At 47.2% G+C, this 19,559-nt stretch carries 20 protein-coding genes; 16 read left to right on the plus strand and 4 right to left on the minus strand.

Features of this window, described 5'->3' with window-relative positions; all coding sequences use genetic code 11:
* Positions 1-18: 18 nt before the first annotated feature.
* From msrA to GQF01_RS30705, 3 genes are all read left to right on the plus strand, one after another.
* Positions 19-1,008, plus strand: coding sequence for a peptide-methionine (S)-S-oxide reductase MsrA (gene msrA, locus GQF01_RS36965; protein ID WP_161410867.1), 990 nt, complete (start codon positions 19-21; stop codon positions 1,006-1,008).
* Between the two features lie 24 nt (positions 1,009-1,032).
* A complete protein-coding gene (gene msrB, locus GQF01_RS36970; protein ID WP_161410868.1) occupies positions 1,033-1,470 on the plus strand; it encodes a peptide-methionine (R)-S-oxide reductase MsrB in 438 nt (145 codons plus the stop codon).
* 391 nt (positions 1,471-1,861) lie between these two features.
* On the plus strand, positions 1,862-2,203 hold the full coding sequence (locus GQF01_RS30705) for a cupin domain-containing protein (RefSeq protein ID WP_161410869.1): 342 nt from the start codon (positions 1,862-1,864) through the stop codon (positions 2,201-2,203).
* Positions 2,204-2,217: 14 nt separating this feature from the next.
* On the opposite strand, the gene GQF01_RS30710 is transcribed toward GQF01_RS30705, so the two are convergent.
* Entirely contained in the window at positions 2,218-3,162 is a 945-nt protein-coding gene (locus GQF01_RS30710; RefSeq protein ID WP_161410870.1) for an NADP-dependent oxidoreductase, read from the minus strand.
* A 175-nt stretch (positions 3,163-3,337) separates the two neighbouring features.
* On the opposite strand from GQF01_RS30710, the gene GQF01_RS30715 reads away from it, so the two are divergent.
* Positions 3,338-3,808 carry a MarR family winged helix-turn-helix transcriptional regulator gene (locus tag GQF01_RS30715; protein WP_161410871.1) on the plus strand — a complete coding sequence of 157 codons (471 nt, stop codon included), beginning with the start codon at positions 3,338-3,340 and terminating at the stop codon, positions 3,806-3,808.
* 68 nt (positions 3,809-3,876) lie between these two features.
* Here GQF01_RS30715 and GQF01_RS30720 read toward each other — a convergent pair whose 3' ends face one another.
* Positions 3,877-4,407: a dihydrofolate reductase family protein gene (locus tag GQF01_RS30720; RefSeq protein WP_161410872.1), complete on the minus strand. Its 531-nt coding sequence runs from the start codon at positions 4,405-4,407 to the stop codon at positions 3,877-3,879.
* Entirely contained in the window at positions 4,407-5,303 is an 897-nt protein-coding gene (locus GQF01_RS30725) for an alpha/beta fold hydrolase (RefSeq protein ID WP_161410873.1), read from the minus strand. The genes GQF01_RS30720 and GQF01_RS30725 overlap by 1 nt, the downstream gene beginning before the upstream one ends.
* Before the next feature lie 264 nt (positions 5,304-5,567).
* Between GQF01_RS30725 and GQF01_RS30730 the strand changes: the two genes are divergently transcribed.
* Positions 5,568-5,903 (plus strand): winged helix-turn-helix transcriptional regulator, encoded by a 336-nt coding sequence (locus GQF01_RS30730; RefSeq protein ID WP_161410874.1) that lies wholly within the window; start codon positions 5,568-5,570, stop codon positions 5,901-5,903.
* Here the strand turns inward: GQF01_RS30730 and GQF01_RS30735 are convergent.
* Complete coding sequence (locus tag GQF01_RS30735) at positions 5,900-6,232, minus strand: winged helix-turn-helix transcriptional regulator (RefSeq protein WP_161410875.1); 333 nt, start codon at positions 6,230-6,232, stop codon at positions 5,900-5,902. The two genes, GQF01_RS30730 and GQF01_RS30735, sit on opposite strands and share 4 nt — an antisense overlap.
* A 119-nt stretch (positions 6,233-6,351) precedes the next feature.
* Here GQF01_RS30735 and GQF01_RS30740 point away from each other — a divergent pair, with 119 nt between their 5' ends.
* The 11 genes from GQF01_RS30740 to GQF01_RS30790 all read left to right on the plus strand — a co-directional run bounded on the left by GQF01_RS30740 (position 6,352) and on the right by GQF01_RS30790 (position 19,556).
* Positions 6,352-6,825: a DUF4267 domain-containing protein gene (locus tag GQF01_RS30740; protein WP_161410876.1), complete on the plus strand. Its 474-nt coding sequence runs from the start codon at positions 6,352-6,354 to the stop codon at positions 6,823-6,825.
* 16 nt (positions 6,826-6,841) lie between these two features.
* The gene (locus GQF01_RS30745) at positions 6,842-7,285 is read left to right on the plus strand and encodes a DUF2269 family protein (RefSeq protein WP_161410877.1); all 444 of its coding nucleotides are present in this window, start codon (positions 6,842-6,844) and stop codon (positions 7,283-7,285) included.
* Positions 7,286-7,470: 185 nt separating this feature from the next.
* Positions 7,471-8,436 carry an ABC transporter permease gene (locus tag GQF01_RS30750; RefSeq protein WP_235960682.1) on the plus strand — a complete coding sequence of 322 codons (966 nt, stop codon included), beginning with the start codon at positions 7,471-7,473 and terminating at the stop codon, positions 8,434-8,436.
* A gap of 16 nt (positions 8,437-8,452) precedes the next feature.
* Positions 8,453-9,328, plus strand: a complete 876-nt coding sequence (locus GQF01_RS30755) for a carbohydrate ABC transporter permease (protein WP_161410878.1) — start codon at positions 8,453-8,455, stop codon at positions 9,326-9,328.
* Between the two features lie 39 nt (positions 9,329-9,367).
* Positions 9,368-10,873 (plus strand): extracellular solute-binding protein, encoded by a 1,506-nt coding sequence (locus tag GQF01_RS30760; RefSeq protein ID WP_235960683.1) that lies wholly within the window; start codon positions 9,368-9,370, stop codon positions 10,871-10,873.
* A 99-nt stretch (positions 10,874-10,972) separates the two neighbouring features.
* Positions 10,973-13,270 carry a helix-turn-helix domain-containing protein gene (locus GQF01_RS30765; RefSeq protein WP_161410879.1) on the plus strand — a complete coding sequence of 766 codons (2,298 nt, stop codon included), beginning with the start codon at positions 10,973-10,975 and terminating at the stop codon, positions 13,268-13,270.
* A 25-nt stretch (positions 13,271-13,295) separates the two neighbouring features.
* Positions 13,296-14,462, plus strand: a complete 1,167-nt coding sequence (locus GQF01_RS30770; RefSeq protein ID WP_161410880.1) for an enolase C-terminal domain-like protein — start codon at positions 13,296-13,298, stop codon at positions 14,460-14,462.
* A gap of 625 nt (positions 14,463-15,087) precedes the next feature.
* A complete protein-coding gene (locus GQF01_RS30775; protein ID WP_161410881.1) occupies positions 15,088-16,605 on the plus strand; it encodes an extracellular solute-binding protein in 1,518 nt (505 codons plus the stop codon).
* Between the two features lie 21 nt (positions 16,606-16,626).
* Positions 16,627-17,583 (plus strand): ABC transporter permease, encoded by a 957-nt coding sequence (locus GQF01_RS30780; protein ID WP_161410882.1) that lies wholly within the window; start codon positions 16,627-16,629, stop codon positions 17,581-17,583.
* A 27-nt stretch (positions 17,584-17,610) separates the two neighbouring features.
* Complete coding sequence (locus tag GQF01_RS30785) at positions 17,611-18,489, plus strand: carbohydrate ABC transporter permease (RefSeq protein ID WP_161410883.1); 879 nt, start codon at positions 17,611-17,613, stop codon at positions 18,487-18,489.
* A 44-nt stretch (positions 18,490-18,533) separates the two neighbouring features.
* Positions 18,534-19,556 carry a Gfo/Idh/MocA family protein gene (locus GQF01_RS30790; protein WP_161410884.1) on the plus strand — a complete coding sequence of 341 codons (1,023 nt, stop codon included), beginning with the start codon at positions 18,534-18,536 and terminating at the stop codon, positions 19,554-19,556.
* Positions 19,557-19,559: the final 3 nt, after the last annotated feature.

Here is a 19,559-nt window from a genome sequence, read left to right on the forward strand (position 1 = left end):
TACGGGAGGCATCATACCATGAGAGCTGAATTCGTATTTCGCATATTTGATAAACACATTAATCAGTTGATTCGTGTATGCAAGCAATGTCCCCCTGAGAAACGCAGAGTCATTCCAGAAGGATTTAAAAACAATATCCATTGGCACCTGGGGCATGTGCTTGTGATCACAGAGTTCGATGTGCTCAGCCTATCGGAGCAACCTAGTATTCTTCCAGAAAGCTATAAAAGCTTTTTCGCTTACGGTTCGAAACCTGCTGATTGGAAAGAAGAACCACCCGAGTGGGATCTTCTGATTTCCAAACTAAAAGGACTCCGCAATCATATTCACGAGGTGTTGAAAGATAGACTGGACGAGCCTGTGAAAGAGAACTTCCTGCATGCTCAAACGATCAGCGAGCTCATTTATTTGACTGCGATGCATATGTTCTATCACCAAGGCATTATTTACGGCATGATGAAATCACTGGAATCCAAAGTGACCGAGCCTCAAGCAACCCCTTCCGATACGGCCATCTTCGCTGGCGGCTGCTTCTGGCATATGGAAGAGACTTTCCAGCAGCTTGAAGGTGTTTCGAATGTATACACCGGTTATACAGGAGGGCGAGACACAAATCCGACCTACGTGAAGGTTGTTTCTAACACGACGGATCATCTTGAATCTGTTGAGGTTCACTTTAACCCGAATGAAATTACGTATGAGGAGCTGCTCCAAGTTTTCTGGAGCAATATTGATCCTACAGCTGGCGGTCACTACGGTGATCGCGGCAATGAACATCAATCTGCCATCTTCTACAAGAATAATGAACAAAAAGAGCAGGCTGAAATTTCCCGCCATAAATTGCGTGAATCCAAACGGTTCAATAAGCCAATTGGAACGAAAATTGCTGCTGCAACAACCTTTTACAAAGCCGAGGATGAACATCAGAATTTCTACGAAAAAACCCGCTCAGCCACAAAGTACAGAATGAGCGAGTTCAACTCGGGCCGCGGTTTTTATTTTGAATAATAATACTTGGGGGCGTGATCGCAAATGAATAAAGATTTTAATAAAGAAGAAAAGCTGAATTCGCTGACCAAACTCCAGTATAACGTAACCCAGCATGGTGAAGACGAGAGGCCGTTCGCTAATGCATATTGGGATAACGAAGAAGAAGGCATTTACGTAGATATCGTTTCGGGCGAACCGTTGTTTAGTTCGCAGGACAAATACGACGCGGGTACAGGTTGGCCTAGTTTTACGAAGCCCCTGGAAGATAACAACGTTGTGCTTAAACGTAAGGGACTATTGTTTGGGATGGAAGTTAGAAGCCGCAATGCGGACTCCTTCCTTGGCGACGTGTTCAAAGACGGCCCGCAACCGACGGGGATGCGATTCTGTATGAACTCCGCAGCGATGGAATTTATTCCGAAGGCGGATCTTGAAAAAAGAGGATATGGCGCTTATCTTGCGCTGTTTAGCGATAAATAGAGATAAGTGAGGAATAACTGGAGCTGGAATTTCTCCTGTTAATCATGGGATCGAAAGAGGTTACGGATAGATTAACTGGAGTTTCTCCAGTTAAATCAGCTGCTGCGCCTGATTTTAGGCCAGACATGAGGAATTAGCGGGAGAATTTCCATCTATTCATCTAGAACCAGCTGATATAAACAAATTAGCTCCATTATTTCCAGTTAAAAATGGGGGATGAGCATGTGTGGCCGTCTGGTGATGAGTTGCTTGGAGAATGCCAGCAGCCGCGGGGGCAAAGGAGTCAGCGATTTGACCGCTGGCTCCTTTTTTATCGTTTTTTTTATTCATTTTAACGTATAATAATTCTTTCTAAGAAATTAAACACTAGTGAGAGGGGAGTCCTGCTGAGATGAAAATAAGCAAACAAGAGGCGGAACATTATATTTGGGGAGATCAATGTGATGGTTGGCATTTGGTGAAGAAGGGTGATTTAAGCGTCATTCATGAAAGAATGCCTGCCAATACGTCAGAGGTAAAACATTATCATCAGCATTCCCGTCAATTTTTCTTCGTGTTATCAGGTACGGCCACCATCGAGATGGAGGGGGAAGAAATTGTCCTTCATCCACAAGAGGGAGTCGAAGTTGCTCCTCTGGTACCTCATCAAATGTTTAATAAATCAAGTGAGGATATGGAATTTTTGGTGATTTCTCAACCTATAAGTAAAGGCGACCGGATTATTGTGGAGTAATAGCTGGGAAGACGTCATATGGATCTATCTTGTGAATCGGCTATTCGAAGCACGATACGGCCGCGCCCGTGCCCGTTTTCACTGCGTTCATGCGCCTGACGGACTTCATTCATGCCATAGACGTGTTGAACAACCGTCTTCACTATACCCTCGTCGATTAGCTTAACAATGTCATTCAAGTCTTGGCTCGTCGCCAAGCTTGACGGAAGCACCCGAATGCCTAACGACTGCCCATGAGCGACAGGTGGCTGCCCCGTGATGGACACGAGGGAGCCGCCCCGCTTGATGACGGACCAAGAACGATTGAGCGTGTCCCCGCCGATCGTGTCTAGGACGAAGTCAACATCTTGCGCGACTTGCTCAAAAGGCGTCGCCTTATAATCGATAGCTTCATCGACTCCGAGGGAGCGAATGAAGTCCAAATTCTCCCGTCCAGCCGTGCCGAAGACATAAGCGCCTAGCGCTTTCGCGAACTGGACGGCGAACAATCCCACACCTCCGGCTGCACCGTGGATCAGAACGCGGTCGCCAGACTTCACGCCCGCGCTTGTGATCGCCCGCCATGCGGTCGTTGCTCCGCCGGATAACGTCGCTGCCTCGTCGAAGCTCATCGACACCGGCTTCATAGCGACTGCTTCGACGGGAGCAACCGCATATTCGGCGTATGTCCCCCTGGCGCTGCGGCCGAATACTTCTTGCCCAACCTGATAACCGGTTGTTCCTTCTCCGATAGCTTCGATCATGCCTGCGAACGAAGTGCCGGGAATACTCGGGAACGAAACGGGCAGCGGGAAGAGCCCCATACGAATCTTCCAATCGGCGGGCAGCACACCCGCAGAGACCACTTTGATGAGCAACTCTCCTGCTTGAGGTGTCGGACGCGGAACTTCTTCGAGAGTTAAGACATCCGATCCCCCGAATTGATGATACCGGACGGCTAGCATAGTTTGATCGGCCATATGCGATAAAACCTCCTTAATGTGTGGAAACGTCATAGCTTTTCTTTTCATTTTGTGAATTGTAGCGTAAAATGACATATAAAACATAAACTCATAGTGAGTATACACACTATCATCTTCGTATTAGTGAGTATACTCACTATATGATGAAACGTCAAGGGAGACTTTGGATATCATGGTGGATTCACGCTTAAACTCTCCGTCAGCGACGCCTACGGCTGGCCAAGTGATGGAGAAGTTGTTTCAAACGACGCATCGGCTGCATTTGCAATTCGAGACTTTTCTCGCTGAGTACGACTTGCCGGACTACGTGACTGGCCCAAGGCTTCGCTTTCTTGTAACCGTTCAGGAAGCAGGCCGCGTTAGAATGGGGGATATGGCTGCGCGCTGCGGCATCGCTCCCCGCACAGTTACACAGTTCGTCGATGCATTGGAGCAGGCTAATATGATTGTCCGCCATCCTGATCCGGACGATCGCCGTGCAACGCTGCTTGCGTTGACGGATGAAGCTCTCCCCGTGATGGCGAAAGCCCGTGCCGCGATGAAGGAATCGGCTGAAAAGGTGCTAGGGCTGCTGCCAGCGGACAAGCTTAACCAACTTTACGATATCCTGTTGTCGCTCACGACAGACAGCGAAGGTCACTAGTCGAGCTTAGAACATACAAAACCGCGTCCTAAGTGGCGCGGTTTTTTGTCCGTTGAGTCTCGCAAGGCCTATGCCATCTGAACTTCCGTTTTGTGACCAATCGCATAGTGCAATTGAACAACGCCGTTGCCGAGCGATTTGAAATTCAATAAGTCTACATCCTTATATTGGTATTCCTTCGTATCAATCAATAGATTAAGTCCCTTACCTTCAAGTACTGGAGCGACATTGAAAATGAGCTCATCAACAAGCCCTTGACCCAGAAAAGCATTATGAAGATCCGCACCTCCCGAGATGAGGGCAGCTTGATAGCCTTTCTCCCGCAGGTAGCTTAGGGCTTCGTTCGGCGAGCCAACAACTGTCACACCAGGGATTTCTTTGACGCTTCCCGAAACAACGACGATATCTATGCCAGCCAAAGCACCGCCGCTCCCGCTTGCCATCATCCCTTCAAACGTGCGTCTTCCGACAATGAAATTACCCGCTGCCTGAGCATGTGCCGCAAAATCGGCGAGTGCTTCCTGTTTAGGTGGGTTATTCGGACCGGATTGTGCGTAATTACCATTACCTGTTAGAGTTGCCCATAGAATTGTTTTCATCATATTGCCTCCTTAGATGGTTTTGCTGTCCTTTCAAGGACTCTGCGGATGGATGCGGTTACCCGATCTGGTCGATCTTCCTGCACATAGTGGGAGGCATCGCCTAACGACTCAGTTTCATTTAATGTCAAATAACTTTGCCATTTCGCCATCTCTTCGGGAGGAAAGCCAGCGCTATCCTTCATGCCCCACAGAATTTGAGCTGGTAAATGAGATAGAACCGGAAGTTTCTCTTCGATCTTCGCAAGCCATGGACGTGCCTTGCGAATCTGCCTTGGGAATACCCATGTCGGTTTCCGGGATTTTGGAGTTGGAAATGGATCGGTGTAGGCCTTTCTCAAGCTATCCGTGATTTTCTCGATATGATGGATGCCATGCGGGACAATTTTTGTAGCGAAAAAGTTTTGTCTGGTCTGCAGCCAATAACCCAATGGCCAACCGCCCATGGCAAGCGAGAATAGTTTCATCGCAGGGAGTGTCGCCGGCCATGCCCAGGTATTCATAACGACAATTCCGCGCAAGTTCTCAGGGTGTCCTACGGCGTAGTTGAGTCCGATTGGACCTCCCCAATCTTGGACGACGAGTACAAAGTCTTTGAGATCCAAGCGCTGGATGAATTCGGTGACTGCTTCCGAATGCTCCTGAGGTGTATAGCCATAATTGGAAGGAGCTCGTGACATACCAAGTCCTGGGTAATCGAGTGCAATCAGCCGGCATTCAGCGCTCAAATCCTTGATGACATTCCGGTAAAGATACGACCAGGTAGGGTTTCCGTGCAGGAGAAGAATGACGGGGCCTTGCCCTTCGTCAACGTAATGAATCATGCCATCACGATAGGGCATCCACTTGTCCTTGAATGGATATTCCGCTGCATCTACATCAAATGGTCTTTGCATATGTGCCTCCGCTCAGCCTTTTTCAGGCAGTGTTTAAGTAGTAGGGGTATAATTATTTGAATATTCAGTTTATTATAATGATTCAAAGCCCTGATCCTATCGCGGAATCTCCCTGGTTGCGCGCACTACGCAGGGGTTGATATCGATAGGAGGTAGAATGTTGTATTCCTGCTCTTTAATTAGACTACAGCACTGTGGTACATTTGAAAAGTAGTTACAATTAAGTGCAATAGTTTCATAAAATGAACTATGGAGGAAACGTACATGTTGGATCGTTCTTGTATCGAAGCCATTGATCCTTTACTCGAAATTTTGGATGGTAAATGGACTCTTCCTCTTTTGTTGGAGTTGTTCGTCGGCACAAGGCGATTCGGAGAGTTACGGCGAAGGCTGCACCCAATTAGCCCGAAGACATTAACAGATCGACTGAGGGTGCTGGAGGAAAAAGGGATTATTACACGTACGCTATATCCCGGTGTTCCCCTGCACGTGGAATATGAGCTAACGGAGCGCGGGTGGAAACTGCAGCCTATTTTTGCGGCTATGTGGGATTGGGTGAAGGAAGATGACCTGAGTGCAAACAAAAAGAACCAGCTTTAAGAAGCTGGTTCTTTTTGTTTGCGTTCATTATGTTGTTCTCCCCAAGCACACATGACTTCTGCAACAGGGACCAATGTTCTGCCATATTCGCTAAGTGAGTATTCTACTTTGGGGGGGACCGTTGGGTATACCGTTCTTAGGACCACGCCTTCTTGTTCCAAGTCTCGAAGATGCTGCGTGAGCATTTTCTGGGAGACATCAGGAATTAGCTTTTCCAGATCGTTATACCGCCTGGTTGATTCCACCAAATGCCATAAAATCGTCGGTTTCCATTTCCCACCTAAAACATGAATGACCGTCTCGATGGGACATTCGCGCTGATGAATCATTGATCTATCACACCCTTACTTTTAAGTATGTGGCGTACTTTAAAGTGCGTTCTTAACAGAATCATAGTACCGATGTAAAATAAAGTCAATCAAATAAATTGGAAAAAGGAGACAAAAAAATGGGCAAATTGTATTGGGGATTTAAGTCAGTATCCTTTTGGTTAGTGGGCGTTGTTACGCTGTTGATGTTGTTTTTGGGGGTAAAAGGTTTCATCGTTCCGGAAGCTGCGATTCGAGATTTTGGCATCCCCCTGCATGACGTTTCTGATAAATATCTTGTTCATATTAAAGCAGATCGTGATCTGTTTATTGGTATCTTCTTGCTTGCCTTGATGGTACTTCGGATGAGAAAAGCGACGCTCGTCGTTATGTTAACCTCGATAATAATGCCTATCATCGATGCGCTATTGGTAATAACACATGCCGTAGATAAAACACCTTCTTGGATCCATATTGGTACAGCCGTGTATGGTCTGGTTGTAGGTTGGATGTTGTATCGAGAAGAGCGGCGAACCCAGACAGCAGAAACGGAAACAGTAAGCACTAGAACAGTAAGCGCGAAAAAAATATCCTCATTAGATGGTCAAATCTAAAGTAGGGAGACTATACATGTATATTTACGTGGTGTTTATCCATATTATTGCCGCCGTGACGGCTATGGCTGCCGTCATCTGCTATCCCTTGATTATGAGCAGTGCTAGGACAACAAGCCAAGTGAGGTTCGCACTTTCACTGCTCGAGAAAACGGCGATTCTGCCGAAAATCGGCGGCACACTGCTGCTTCTTACAGGTCTTGCCCTTGGCTTCCTGGAAACCTCCTTGTTCAAAGAATTGTGGTATGTGCTCTCAATTGTCATCTTCCTTGTTATTCTGGTCATCTTTGCTGGATTAATTCCGGCGGGCATTAAACAGCAGCTTAGGCTGCTGCAGCAGACGAAGGGGGAGGATCTGCCAGAAAAGTACCGACAGAGTCGAAAGCGATCAGCTTGGTTGGAAGGGATCGCGAACCTCGCTGCATTCATCGTAATACTGCTAATGGTGTTTAAACCATAATAAGAAGAACAAGCGCTATCGTGACAGATAGGCGACTTGTTCTTTTTTATTTTTCGGGAAAAGTCAGTAATGACGCGGAATTTCCGTGAGAAAAAAAGTCTAATTGCGGCAAGAACGTGATTCTCGTAGGCTGTGAATATCAAACCGAACACCAAGAGAAGCGAGAGGAGGTGTACAATAAAAGAATGAACAGTGAACTAAGTAGGCCCGTACCATCTGAACTTGGGTCATCTGCAACCAAGCAGCGATCTAGGATATTGGCTATTATGAAACGCGATAAATTTCTGTATATGCTGGCGCTGCCGGGCATTCTGTTCATGATCTTGTTCAAGTATGTACCGATGTGGGGCATCATTATTGCTTTTCAGAATTATTCACCGTATAGAGGTGTGCTTGGAAGTGACTGGGTGGGGTTGGAGCACTTTATCCGATTTTTTTCCAACCCTGATTTCATGATGCTGTTTCGCAACACAATGGCGATCAATTTAATGAACTTGGTTTTCTACTTTCCGTTGCCGATTATCATCGCCTTGCTGCTGAATGAGGTCATGAGCAAGCCCTTCAAGAAGCTGCTTCAATCGATCGTTTATTTGCCACACTTTTTGTCATGGGTCATCATTGTGGGAATCACGATTATGATGTTAACGCGCACGGATGGATCTATTAACAACCTGCTAGTGTATTTTGGGTTTGAGAAAATTGATTTTTTAACAAATCCGAAATTGTTCTGGATCCTACTTACTGTGCAATCGATCTGGAAAGAAGCGGGCTGGGGCACGATCATCTTCCTGGCAGCTATTGCCGGACTAGACACGCAGCTGTACGAAGCAGCCAAGATGGACGGAGCTAAGCGGTTGCGGCAGTTTTGGCACATCACGCTTCCAGGAATTCGTAGTGTGATTCTCATCCTACTCATTTTGCGAATCGGAAATATTATGGATGTTGGTTTTGAACAAGTGTTCCTGATGGGGAATGGGGCGGTATCGAACGTGGGCGAGGTCTTCGATACGTATGTGTATCGGCTCGGAATTCAACAGGGACAGTTCAGCTTCAGTACGGCTGTTGGGCTTTTCAAATCTGTGGTAGGGCTGGTGCTGGTTGTCATCGCCAATAAACTCGCCAAACGGTTTGGTGAAGAAGGCGTGTATTAAGGAAGGAGGATGAAGGATGAGAAAGAGCACGAAGGACCTCTTTCCGATTGTTAACTATGTGTTGCTCACCCTTATCGGGCTAGTGACGTTGTTTCCGCTTTATTATGTCGTTGTCGTTTCGTTCATGGACCCATCGGAATACTTGAAGGGAGGACTCAGACTGTTCCCCTCAACGTGGTCGCTGGCTTCCTACAAATATCTGCTGTCGACAAAATCTTTCCTGAACGCCTCGATGGTCAGCGGGTTTTTGGCTATTGTCGGCACGTTCTGCAGCCTGGTCATCACGGCGGCGCTGTCTTATGCACTTTCGCGAAGAAGGATGCCAGCGCGTCGAGCGATTCTATTGTTGATGTTATTGACGACGCTGTTCAACCCTGGGATGATTCCACCGTATTTGCTCGTACGTGATTTGCATCTAATTAATAGCGTCTGGGCCTTAATCATCCCCGTGTTAACCAGTGGCTGGTATGTCATCTTGATGAAGGGCTTCTTCGATAGCATTCCGGATAGTCTGGAGGAGGCAGCCCAGATGGATGGCTGCAATGATATTGGCATCTGGTTTCGAATTATTTTACCATTATCGCTACCATCACTGGCGGCCTTTGGCCTTTTCTATGCGGTCAGCTATTGGAATACTTTTTTCTCAGCTGTGTTATATATCACCGATTCGTCGAAATGGCCTTTGCAAGTACTGTTGCAGAACATGTTGATTGATTCCTCTACGTCGGCAGGAGGGGGCGCTGCACAAGAGCTGATGGCGGAGCAGTCCATTCCTCCGGAGACTCTGAAGATGGCCGCTGTCGTTATTGCGACGGTCCCAATCTTACTTGTGTATCCGTTTCTGCAGAAGCACTTCGCGAAGGGTGTCATGGTTGGTTCGATCAAAGGGTAATGAAACAAGCATACGAATATAGATCAGGGGGTTATACAATTGATACTACGTAAACATGGTATAGTAAAAAGTGCAACGATTTTGACGGCGGCGGCTATAGCGCTAACAGGCTGCGGTGGTGATGCTGGTAAAACGTCGCAGAAAACGACCGAGATCTCCATTATGACGAACTTCAGCACACCGGAACCGCCAGGTGCCGACAATGTGATCGTTCAGGAAATCGGCAAGCGCACGAATACGAAGTTAAATATTCAATGGGTTTCATCCAATAACTATGCGGAAAAAACGAAAGTGACGCTGGCTTCCGGCGATATCCCGGATTTGATGTTCGTTCTGGATCCTTTTGACCCGCTCGTGATGCAGATGGCTAAGGAAGGTGCGTTCTGGGAGCTTACACCAGAATTGATGAAGGCGTATCCAAATCTGTCTGCCTATCCGACTGCGGTATGGGAAAATTCCAAGATGCAGGATGGCAAAAATTACGGTATACCTGCGGTTCGCCCCATGGGCGGGTGGTCTTTTATCAATATTCGCAAAGACTGGCTCGATAAGCTCGGTATGAAAATGCCGGAGACGATGGATGAATTACTCGAAACGATGAAGGCTTTTACGTATAAAGATCCCGACGGGAATGGCAAGCAGGACACGTTTGGACTAGCTGGCAACCAAGGGTCCTTCTTATTCGAACCGCTATTCAACTCAACGCAAGGTAAATGGAAGTTGAAGGATGGCAAACTCGCGCATATTTATCTGGAGCCGCAGACCCGTGATGCCATTCTGTATGAAAAGAAACTATACGACGAAAAAGTCATTCCCGAGGACTTTGCGGTGCTCAAACTGAGCCAGTTCGAGGATATGGCTAAGTCCAACAAAGCCGGCATGTGGGTCGATACGGTTGAGGCCTCCTGGCGTCCGACAGAAGAGCTGCGGAAAACGAATCCGACTGCGGATTTACTGCCAATGACCTATCTGGTTAGTCCAGAAGGCAAGAAGATGGCGTATCAATGGCGTGGCTTCAATGGGATCTTCCTGATTCCGAAGAAGGTATCCGAGGAGAAGCTGAAGACAATTCTGCAATTGATGGATTATGGTTCGTCGCAGGAAGGTACGGATCTGGCTTGGTACGGCTTCAAGGATGTTCACTATACCGAGAAGGACGGCATAAAGCTGGCCACGGAACAGGCGAAAAAGGATATTGTCTCCCAGAGTGCGCTGGGTAAAATCTTCAGTCGCGACGAGAAGTACCTCTGGGCATACCGGACGGGGATGCCTGCTGATGTTTTCGAGCGTAACAAGAAGATCGTCGATGCACGGGAACCGTATTTGGTCGGTGATATTGGCAACGGATTATTCTCGGAGACTGCGAGCAAATTCGGCGCTGAGATTGATAAGAAGGTAGATGATCTACGGGTCAAAGTCATCATGGGCAAAGAACCCATCAGTGCATGGGATGATTTGGTGCAGAATTTGTCCAAGGATCAGAACTTCCAAGCAATCATCAAGGAAGTAAACGATTCGTATCAGAAGCGAATAGCGGGTAAATAACATTTTAAAATAACAAGAAAAATCAGCAGGAAGCGGCTCAGGGGCATTGGCTCAGGAGTGCGCTTCCTGTACGAGCATAGATGATGGGATGGATGGGGCATGAAGAAGCGGATAGGGAAAGGATTGCTATCATATCGAGGACACGCATTCCGGCGGAGCTTGCTGCTCATTCTGATTGTTACAACCATTCCAACCCTCCTTATTGCGTTTAGCAGTTATTATATCGGTGTCAGCTACATAGAGCGTGAGGTTGAACGGACGCATAAACTGCAGCTTGACTACACGGTTAAGCAAGTTAGCGATGCGCTAGGTCATCTGCAGGTCGGTATGAACCAGTGGACGCTGAATCCGATGAGCGACAAGCTCAGAGGCATTGATTTTAAAGATAATTATGCGTTTAGCAAGGAGTTCTTTGAATCTCTGACGGTCTTGAATAACAGCAGTGCGCTAATTGATCAGGCCTTTGTGTACCTAGAGAGTCCGCCTCGCATTATCTCGGACAGCCAAGGTATCCACAAACTGGAAGGTGAAGGGGCGGTGCCCTATCACGAATTGCTCGCTGTGAAAGAGCGGCTGTTCTGGCGCATGCTTCAGGAGCCCGCGATCGATGGGCTGTTCGTCATTCACAAGCTGCCAGTTATCGGCGAACCGTTCGGTGTGATCATGGCCCGAATTAACGAGAAGCAGCTTCTGAATTTAGCGGGCTTCGATCCAGGTCTTGGCGGCACGGCTTTCATCCTCAACAGGGAAGGAACGCTGCTGTCACGCGAGTTGTTCTCGCCTGCTGTTAAAGAGATGAACGAGGCGCTCGTTCAAGAGATAGGTGGGAAGCAGGAGAAATCCTCCTCTTTCCGGTGGAGCTGGAATAGCGAGCTGTATGTGGTATCGACGGCGGTCATACCGATCACCGGTTGGGAGCTCGTTTCGGCAGTTCCAATGTCCGAATTTCTGAAACCGATTGTGCTCGTATCTCGGCTCATTATGGCGGTGGGACTGATTAGTTTATTGTTTGTTCTGCTCAGCTCGTGGTATGCGTCCGTACGGCTGGTCCAGCCGATTCATCGGCTTCTGCGCACGTTGATCTCCCCAGCCGGTCCGGAGCCGCTGCTCGTTCCCAAGGACGAGATCCAGTACATCGAGGAGCAGTGGCGGAATTTGAGCAGAGAAAGTCATTTGCTGCAGTCACGGCTGGAGGGACAACATTCCTCGCTGCGGACAGGGTTCTTGCTGCAATTGGTGCAGGGCCATCTGCAGCTGTTACAGGATCAGGAGATCACGCAGCGGATGGAGCAGTATGGTTGGGAGCCTGATGGGCAGCAATTCGTTGTTATGGTCGTACAACTGTTGGGTTTCCATCGGTTGTTGCAGGGGTCCTTCCGCGAGGATGAGCAGCCACTGGTGACATTCGCAGCGGTCAATATAATTGAGGAACTGACAGGCAATGACAATGTATCCGTTATGAACTTGCATGACTTATCTGTCGGTTTGTTCATCATGTTTCCCCGGGAGGTATCTCCTGCCGAGGTTGCCGAGCGGCTGAAGCGGATGGCTTCCGAGATTGGTCAAAGCTTGCACCGTATTTTGAAAATGGATACCGTTATTGGCCTAGGTCAGACCGTGTCTGCCATCAGCCGCATTCCGCTCGCTTGGGAAGAGGTACAGCAGGCGCTGCGGTACAGAAAGCTGGATGTACCGAACCAGATTATCGATTTGAACGAACCGATGAGCGAGCATGCAGATTCCAGATACCCGTTCACGTTGGAGCAAGACCTCGTCCATTCGATGATCAGCGGGTTGGGGGAAGAGAGTCACCGGTTGTTGGGCTTGTTTTTCCAGGAGCTAAAGGCGCACGCGAAGCGGGAACTGCTTTTGCAGCAGGGCAGCCTCAAGCTTCTGGGAGCAGTGCAGGGGGCTTTGATGCAATCGGACGTCATGCAAGCCGGTTCCCTGTTTGATTGGGGCCAGCTCTATGCCGAACTGCTGGCGCTTAAGGACAGCGACGAGATGCAGGCTTGGTATTCCGCTCGGATCGTGGAACCATTGATGGCGGAGCTTATGCATCATCAGAACGACAGGGCTCGCGAATTGGTTGAGCGGACCGTTGGTATGATTCGTTCGGAGTATCAAACGGACATCTCGCTGGACTTGTGCGCTGACCGCCTCGGCATCTCTTCGTCGGGTCTGAGTAAGCTTTTCCTGCAAGTAACGGGTATATATTTCGTCGACTACTTGACCAAGACGAGACTGGATCGGGCCAAAGAACTGCTTATAGGCTCTGAGCTGAAAATGCAGGAAATCGCTGTGCAAGTCGGGTATCAACCGACGTATTTCAATCGGATTTTCAAAAAAATGGCGGGCATGACGCCCAAAGATTTCCGCGAACACAACAAACTGTAGCCCTTAAGGGAAGATGGGAGTAGACATGGAAAAGATTATGGAACGTCTGGATCAGGTAGCAGACCCGATCCGCTCGATTGAGCTTTACCGGTATGACGTAAATGTTGAGCGGTCATTCAGCCATGGGGCGTGGACGAATCGTATCCACGGATTTATCCGCATTTCAGCCGGGGATGGGGATCAGGTTCGGTGCGGCTGGGGAGAAAATATCATGGCTGTCAACCGCGAAGAGATGGATTTGAAGGAATGGCTTACCCCGCTGCAAGATTTAATCGGGATGCCGATTGGGATAGCGGTTCGCACCGTAATGAGCAGGCTTGCAGAGCTGGGCTCCAAGCGTGCTGAAATGGTGGAGACAGCGCTGCTGGACCTTGCGGGTCAACTGCTCGGCCAGTCAGTCCTTGAACTGCTGGGGCTTGATGGCAAGGAGCCCGTTCCGGGGCTGTTCTGCATTCTGGAGAACGACCTAGAGAAGGTCAGAGAGCGGGCGCAGGAATCATGGGATCAAGGTTACCGCACCCACCTGAAGGTCAAGCTGTTCGGGGACATTGTTCTGGATAAAAAGATCGTTGAAGCAGCCCGAGATGTCATGGGACCGCAGACGTTCATCGTCGGTGATGTGAATGACGGCTACCGGCCGAAGAAGAGTGAAGATAACCTTGACGGCATCGTAGCTGCAATGCACATCCTGCAAGAAGCTGGACTCAATGCTTGCGAAGATCCGGCTAGCCTGACGGTGCCGCAGTGGATCCGGCTACAGGATCAGGCTGGTGCGCTGCAGCTGCTGCCAGACGCGCCTTTGCGCCCGGCGATTGAAGCTGCCCGTTCGGTAATGCCTGGCATGGGCGGCATCTATAATATTCACCCAGGCTGTGCGGGCTCTCTTATTCATGCTGTAGAGCTGGCGCGCAAGATCCAAAGTTTCGGCGCCAAGCTTATGATTGGTGACGACAGCTTGGTTGGCCCGGCTTGTACGGTTTGGCAACAGCTCGCGATCGGTTTATCCGCCGATTGGGTTGAGGCGCTGGAGAAACCTGGCGAGTCTGATGCGTTCGAAACCTGTGTTATCGCACAGGTTACATCGAGGACGGCTGACAGCCGGGTTAGTTTGCACGGTTTTTCGCCGGGCTTCGGGCTGGTGCTGGATGAGCGGCGATTAAGATCTTGCTGCCGTGATTACGGCAAGATTTGATTTTGAGTTATGAAGCTACCGGCTGACGGGTAGCTTCTTTGCGTTGGTGGACCTGATGGCCTGCGATTGCAAGCCCTGTAGTTCCCCACGAACCGCCAAAACCCCGCTATCCGCAAGATTAGCGGTCTGTAGTTCCCCCAAGCAGGCCGATCCTCAACCCCCCAGTACTATAAAAAAATAGTACTCACAAAATCTACCAATAAATGATAGATTTATTTCCAAAAAGGTAGTGGGAAAATGGTCGATGCTGTAATCGAAATATTTCTTATAAAAATGGGCCTCGTTGTCTTAGGTGGCGTAGTACTTATCATAATTGTCGTATTATTTTGCATGGCGATGGCCTCCATCCTGAAAGACAGCAGAAAATAATAAGTCCTTAAGTGGACGGAAAGAGCTGGCCTCACGCAGCTCTTTTTTCTTTCTGTGAATGGACTTGTTGTGCTATTTCAACCCAGCAAGTAACTTCGGATGGAAAGCAAAATGACAGTTTTGTGTGATTTTACACCAGTTCTGTTCCTAGAATCTATATGGGCTTTCACGTACAATTGGATTTGTAAGAGCGATGGTTCGACGTTGATGTAAGCGTTATCTTTAAAAAGGATGATACATTTAGGGGGCTAACAATGTGGTCAAAAACAGATTGCGTAAGGTAAACACGCTTGCAGCAACAGCAGTTTTAACTGTCTCATTAATTGGTTGTTCTTCCGCTCCAACTGCAAATTCCTCTTCCGGTGATTCGAAACCTGCTGCACCAATGGATTTAAGCGTCATGTTTTACACATCGGCTAATATTCAAATTACACATGACGACAATGAGGCTATTAAATTTTTGGAGAAAAAGTTTAACGTGAAGCTGACGATTATGGACACGCCAATCAATGATTACACCACCAAGCAAAACACGATCGTTGCCTCTGGCAGTATCCCTGATGTGATGGTCTGGAACGCATTCCCCGATGCGGCTTTAAGTGGGTATTTAAAGCAAGGGGCCTTCATGCAATTAGATAAGTATATTGATAAAGCTCCTAATTTGAAAAAATACCCGCAAACGATTTGGGACAATGTGAAAGTAGACGGACATTTCTATATGATACCGAGGGTGAGGCCGATCGTGCGTACAGGCGTCCTGATTCGGAAGGATTGGCTCGATAAACTGAATTTGCCTATTCCCAAAACGACGGATGACTTCGCTAAAGTGGCAGTTGCATTCACCAAAAATGATCCTGACGGCGACGGCAATGCAGATACGTATGGAATTGCCACAGATCCTAAACTATCGAATTTGGGCCCATTGTTTGGCGCCTTCGGAACAGGGAACGGCTGGTTGAAACAAGCAGATGGAACACTAATGAATGCATTTGTTACGCCAGGCATGAATCAGTCTCTTCAATTTTTACGGGATTTATATGCGCAAGGAGCTCTAAGTAAAGACTTCCCTGTACAACAAGGGAACACTCGGAAAGAAATTCAAAGCGGGAAAGCAGGGATTCTCCTAGAAAGCTATATCATTGACTACGCTCAGGATATTGCTGCACTGAAAAAAGTGGATCCAAAGGCGGAACTTATTTATATCGATCCTCCTGTAGGGCCGACTGGGATTAGTGGATATTTTGCTGGAAGTGGCAACGCAGCTGGCTGGGTTATACCTGCGACAGCCAAGCCCGAGAAGGTAGATAAGGTCCTAGAGATTATGAACTGGGAAGCAAGTGAGGAAGGCTATCATTTCAATAAATACGGGATCGATGGCATTCATAACACCAAGAATGCGGACGGTACATTTACTACGAACGAGAAATACATTAAAGACGATATTAAGGAATTAATCATGGTTTCACCATATGATGTCTATAGCTATACAGATACTGGAGCACCACTAGATATCCAAAAGGTTCAACGTGATGCGCTGGATAAGAATAAGGACAAGGGAATTGCCCTAACGCTCCCATCCTACATCTCACCAACTCAAATACAGAAGAACGAAGAAATAAACAACAAGCTTAGATATGATTATTTTACAAGGATTATTACGGGGCAGCTGCCGGCAAATGCTTTCGATGAGTTTGTTACGAAATGGAAAGCGGGTGGCGGTGACCAAATCACGAAGGAAACCAACGAGTTTTATAAATCTCAGGGCAGTAAGTAGGAGTATCGGGAGTTGACAAGTATGAACCAAATATCAGGGCAATCCAGCTTAACAGGGCCAATAACGAAGAAAGCAACGAAACGGAGATTTGTCTCTTTTTTTCAGGATTGGGATCTTTATTTGCTTGCCCTTCCTGGGATCGTCTATTTTCTTTTATTTAAATACTTGCCGATGTGGGGAATTCTAATTTCCTTCCAGGATTTCAGTCCTTTTATGGGGTTTTGGAAAAGTGAATGGGTTGGGTTTAAGCACTTCCAGGAGCTTTTTGCTTATGATCATTTTTGGAACTTAATGAGAAACACGTTGTTAATTAGCTTTTATCAGCTGATCTTTTTCTTTCCAGTTCCCATTGTTCTTGCCCTAATGCTGCATGAAATAAGCAAAACATTTTTTAAAAAGTTGATACAGACGATCATTTATTTACCGCATTTTATTTCCTGGGTTGTTATTGCCTCACTAACGTTTGTCTTGTTGTCAGGCGGGGGAGTCGTTAATCATATCATTGAGGCAATGGGTGGAAAAACGATTAATTTCTTGTCTGAACCGGCAGCTTTTAGAACGCTGATTGTTATACAAGATGTTTGGAAAGAAGCCGGTTGGGGGACCATCATTTATTTAGCCGCACTCGCAGGTGTGGATCCACAACTGTATGAAGCTGCGGTTATGGACGGAGCGAATCGTTGGAAACAGTTATGGCACATTACGCTGCCAACGATTCGCAGCACGATTATCATCCTGTTTCTATTACGTCTAGGACACATCATGGACGTTGGATTTGAGCAAATTTTCCTCATGTTAAATAGTTTGGTGCGAAATGTAGGAGATGTTTTCGAAACATTTGTCTATCAAAAAGGATTGGTTGAGGGGCAATTGAGCTTTTCTACGGCTGTTGGGCTATTCAAATCAATCATCAGTCTCATTGTTGTTGCTGTTGCAAATTGGTTGGTTAAAAAGGCTGGCGAAGATGGCATATATTGAGCAGGGAAGAATAAGGAGGAGGATAGCATGATTCGAAATAGAGGGGTAGGCAGTCGGATTTTCGATAGTGCAAACTATCTATCATTGTTCTTGGTAGCGATAATAACCTTTATTCCCTTCTATTATGTCATTGTCGCATCTCTATCACCAATCAAGCAGGTGCTTACGGAAAGCATTATTTTATGGCCTGAGAAGTTTACGCTTACGTCCTACCATATGATTCTTACTACACCGTCGTTTGTCAGAGCCCTGCTATTTACAATATTTATAACTGTGGTAGGGACAGCGATAAACATGTTGTTTACATCAACATTAGGTTACTCCTTGTCGAAGAAACGGTTTCGCGCGCGTAGAGCTATTTTGATGTTAATCGTCTTTTCGATGATGTTTAGCGGTGGGCTTATCCCAACTTACCTAGTTGTTAAGCAGCTCGGGATGATCAATAGCCTTTGGGCTTTAATGCTGCCGGGCGCCATCTCTGCTTTTAACCTGATTGTTTTGAAAAATTTCTTCGCAAGCATTCCGCAAGCGCTTGAAGATTCGGCAAGAATGGACGGCTGCAGCAACTTTGGGATTTTTATGCGAATCGCACTCCCCTTGTCTTTGCCTGCGCTGGCGTCCTTTACCTTATTTTATGCCGTTGGGAATTGGAATCAGTTTTTCGCCGCAATCATGTATATGAATAATTCACGTTATTGGACGCTGCAGGTCGTTCTAAGGCAGCTTGTCATCATTGGTGATTCCACAGGATATGGACAAGTCATCGATGATGCCAATAAAACAGCGTTTCCTGAAACATTGAAGTATGCGGCCATTGTGGTCGCCACGCTCCCCATTTTGATGGTGTATCCATTTTTGCAAAAATATTTTGTTAAAGGGGTATTAATGGGTTCGGTGAAAGAATAGGAAGAACAAAAATTAGGTTGGCAGGATCTACAGGAGGAAAGAGTATGTTGAAATTGGGCTTGATGGGCTGTGGAGTTGTTGCAAATTACGGGCATATTCCCACGATAATAAATTCGTCTACATTCGAGTTAGCAGCTATTTATGAACCAGTGGTTTCTCGAAAAGAGGAGCTGGAGAAGAAACATAATGTGCCAGTTTTTAGTGATGTTGAGCTGTTTTTCCAATCAGGAATTGATGCGGTAGTCATTACATCTCCAGCGCCTTCGCATTATCAAAATGTACGCGATGCCGCACGTTATGGAAAGCATGTACTGTGTGAGAAACCGCTGGCCATGGATGATAAAGAGGCTGCTGAGATGATCGCCATCATGGAAGAAGCGGGATTAATGTTGTTCACAGCCTTTGATTACCGATTCAGTCCCGTTGCTCAGCAGATTAAAACCATCGTTGATAATAAGGCGATCGGTGAGGTACGATCACTGAGGTTAAGTTATATCTGGAATAATCATGGCAAATATGTGGATCATGATCAAACCGCTCAGCAACTGAACGTAAGACGCGCTAACCGAATGTTCGAAGGCGGACCTATGGTTGACTGCGGTGTTCATCAGATTGACCTTGCCAGATGGTGGCTGAATTCGGATGTGCAGCTTCAGCATTCGGAAGGAGCTTGGGTGGACAATTATGAAGCTCCAGACCATATGTACCTCCATATGAAGCATGCCAACGATGTACATACGATGGTAGAAATCAGCTATTCTTATTGTTTTACGGCTAAGGAGCCAGTCTCACATTTTATTTATGAATTGATCGGGACTGACGGAGTTATTCGTTATGATCGTGAATCCAAATTATTTGAGATGCGGAATGTGGCCGGCACAACACGGTTTCCTTTTGCCCCAGAAAAGAATTTCAAGGGCATGTACGAAGCTTTCGCCCTAGCACTTGAAACCGGTCAAAAGGGTGATATGCCGACTGGCATAGATGGGCTCATCGCAACCCGTATCGCTCGTAAGGCAACAAACGAACTCATTCAGAAACAGGCGAATTTGCAGGTAATTGAATAGCGA

The organism is Paenibacillus silvestris (assembly GCF_009882985.1).
In the GTDB taxonomy this organism is placed as follows: Bacteria; Bacillota; Bacilli; order Paenibacillales; family NBRC-103111; genus Paenibacillus_E; species Paenibacillus_E silvestris.

Bases quoted from the DNA above. Each gene is read 5' to 3' on its own strand.
- msrA (WP_161410867.1), top strand. From the start codon at position 19: ATGAGAGCTGAATTCGTATTTCGCATATTTGATAAACACATTAATCAG.
- msrB (WP_161410868.1), top strand. From the start codon at position 1,033: ATGAATAAAGATTTTAATAAAGAAGAAAAGCTGAATTCGCTGACCAAA.
- GQF01_RS30705 (WP_161410869.1), top strand. From the start codon at position 1,862: ATGAAAATAAGCAAACAAGAGGCGGAACATTATATTTGGGGAGATCAA.
- GQF01_RS30710 (WP_161410870.1), bottom strand. From the start codon at position 3,162: ATGGCCGATCAAACTATGCTAGCCGTCCGGTATCATCAATTCGGGGGA.
- GQF01_RS30715 (WP_161410871.1), top strand. From the start codon at position 3,338: ATGGTGGATTCACGCTTAAACTCTCCGTCAGCGACGCCTACGGCTGGC.
- GQF01_RS30720 (WP_161410872.1), bottom strand. From the start codon at position 4,407: ATGAAAACAATTCTATGGGCAACTCTAACAGGTAATGGTAATTACGCA.
- GQF01_RS30725 (WP_161410873.1), bottom strand. From the start codon at position 5,303: ATGCAAAGACCATTTGATGTAGATGCAGCGGAATATCCATTCAAGGAC.
- GQF01_RS30730 (WP_161410874.1), top strand. From the start codon at position 5,568: ATGTTGGATCGTTCTTGTATCGAAGCCATTGATCCTTTACTCGAAATT.
- GQF01_RS30735 (WP_161410875.1), bottom strand. From the start codon at position 6,232: ATGATTCATCAGCGCGAATGTCCCATCGAGACGGTCATTCATGTTTTA.
- GQF01_RS30740 (WP_161410876.1), top strand. From the start codon at position 6,352: ATGGGCAAATTGTATTGGGGATTTAAGTCAGTATCCTTTTGGTTAGTG.
- GQF01_RS30745 (WP_161410877.1), top strand. From the start codon at position 6,842: ATGTATATTTACGTGGTGTTTATCCATATTATTGCCGCCGTGACGGCT.
- GQF01_RS30750 (WP_235960682.1), top strand. From the start codon at position 7,471: ATGAACAGTGAACTAAGTAGGCCCGTACCATCTGAACTTGGGTCATCT.
- GQF01_RS30755 (WP_161410878.1), top strand. From the start codon at position 8,453: ATGAGAAAGAGCACGAAGGACCTCTTTCCGATTGTTAACTATGTGTTG.
- GQF01_RS30765 (WP_161410879.1), top strand. From the start codon at position 10,973: ATGAAGAAGCGGATAGGGAAAGGATTGCTATCATATCGAGGACACGCA.
- GQF01_RS30770 (WP_161410880.1), top strand. From the start codon at position 13,296: ATGGAAAAGATTATGGAACGTCTGGATCAGGTAGCAGACCCGATCCGC.
- GQF01_RS30780 (WP_161410882.1), top strand. From the start codon at position 16,627: ATGAACCAAATATCAGGGCAATCCAGCTTAACAGGGCCAATAACGAAG.
- GQF01_RS30785 (WP_161410883.1), top strand. From the start codon at position 17,611: ATGATTCGAAATAGAGGGGTAGGCAGTCGGATTTTCGATAGTGCAAAC.
- GQF01_RS30790 (WP_161410884.1), top strand. From the start codon at position 18,534: ATGTTGAAATTGGGCTTGATGGGCTGTGGAGTTGTTGCAAATTACGGG.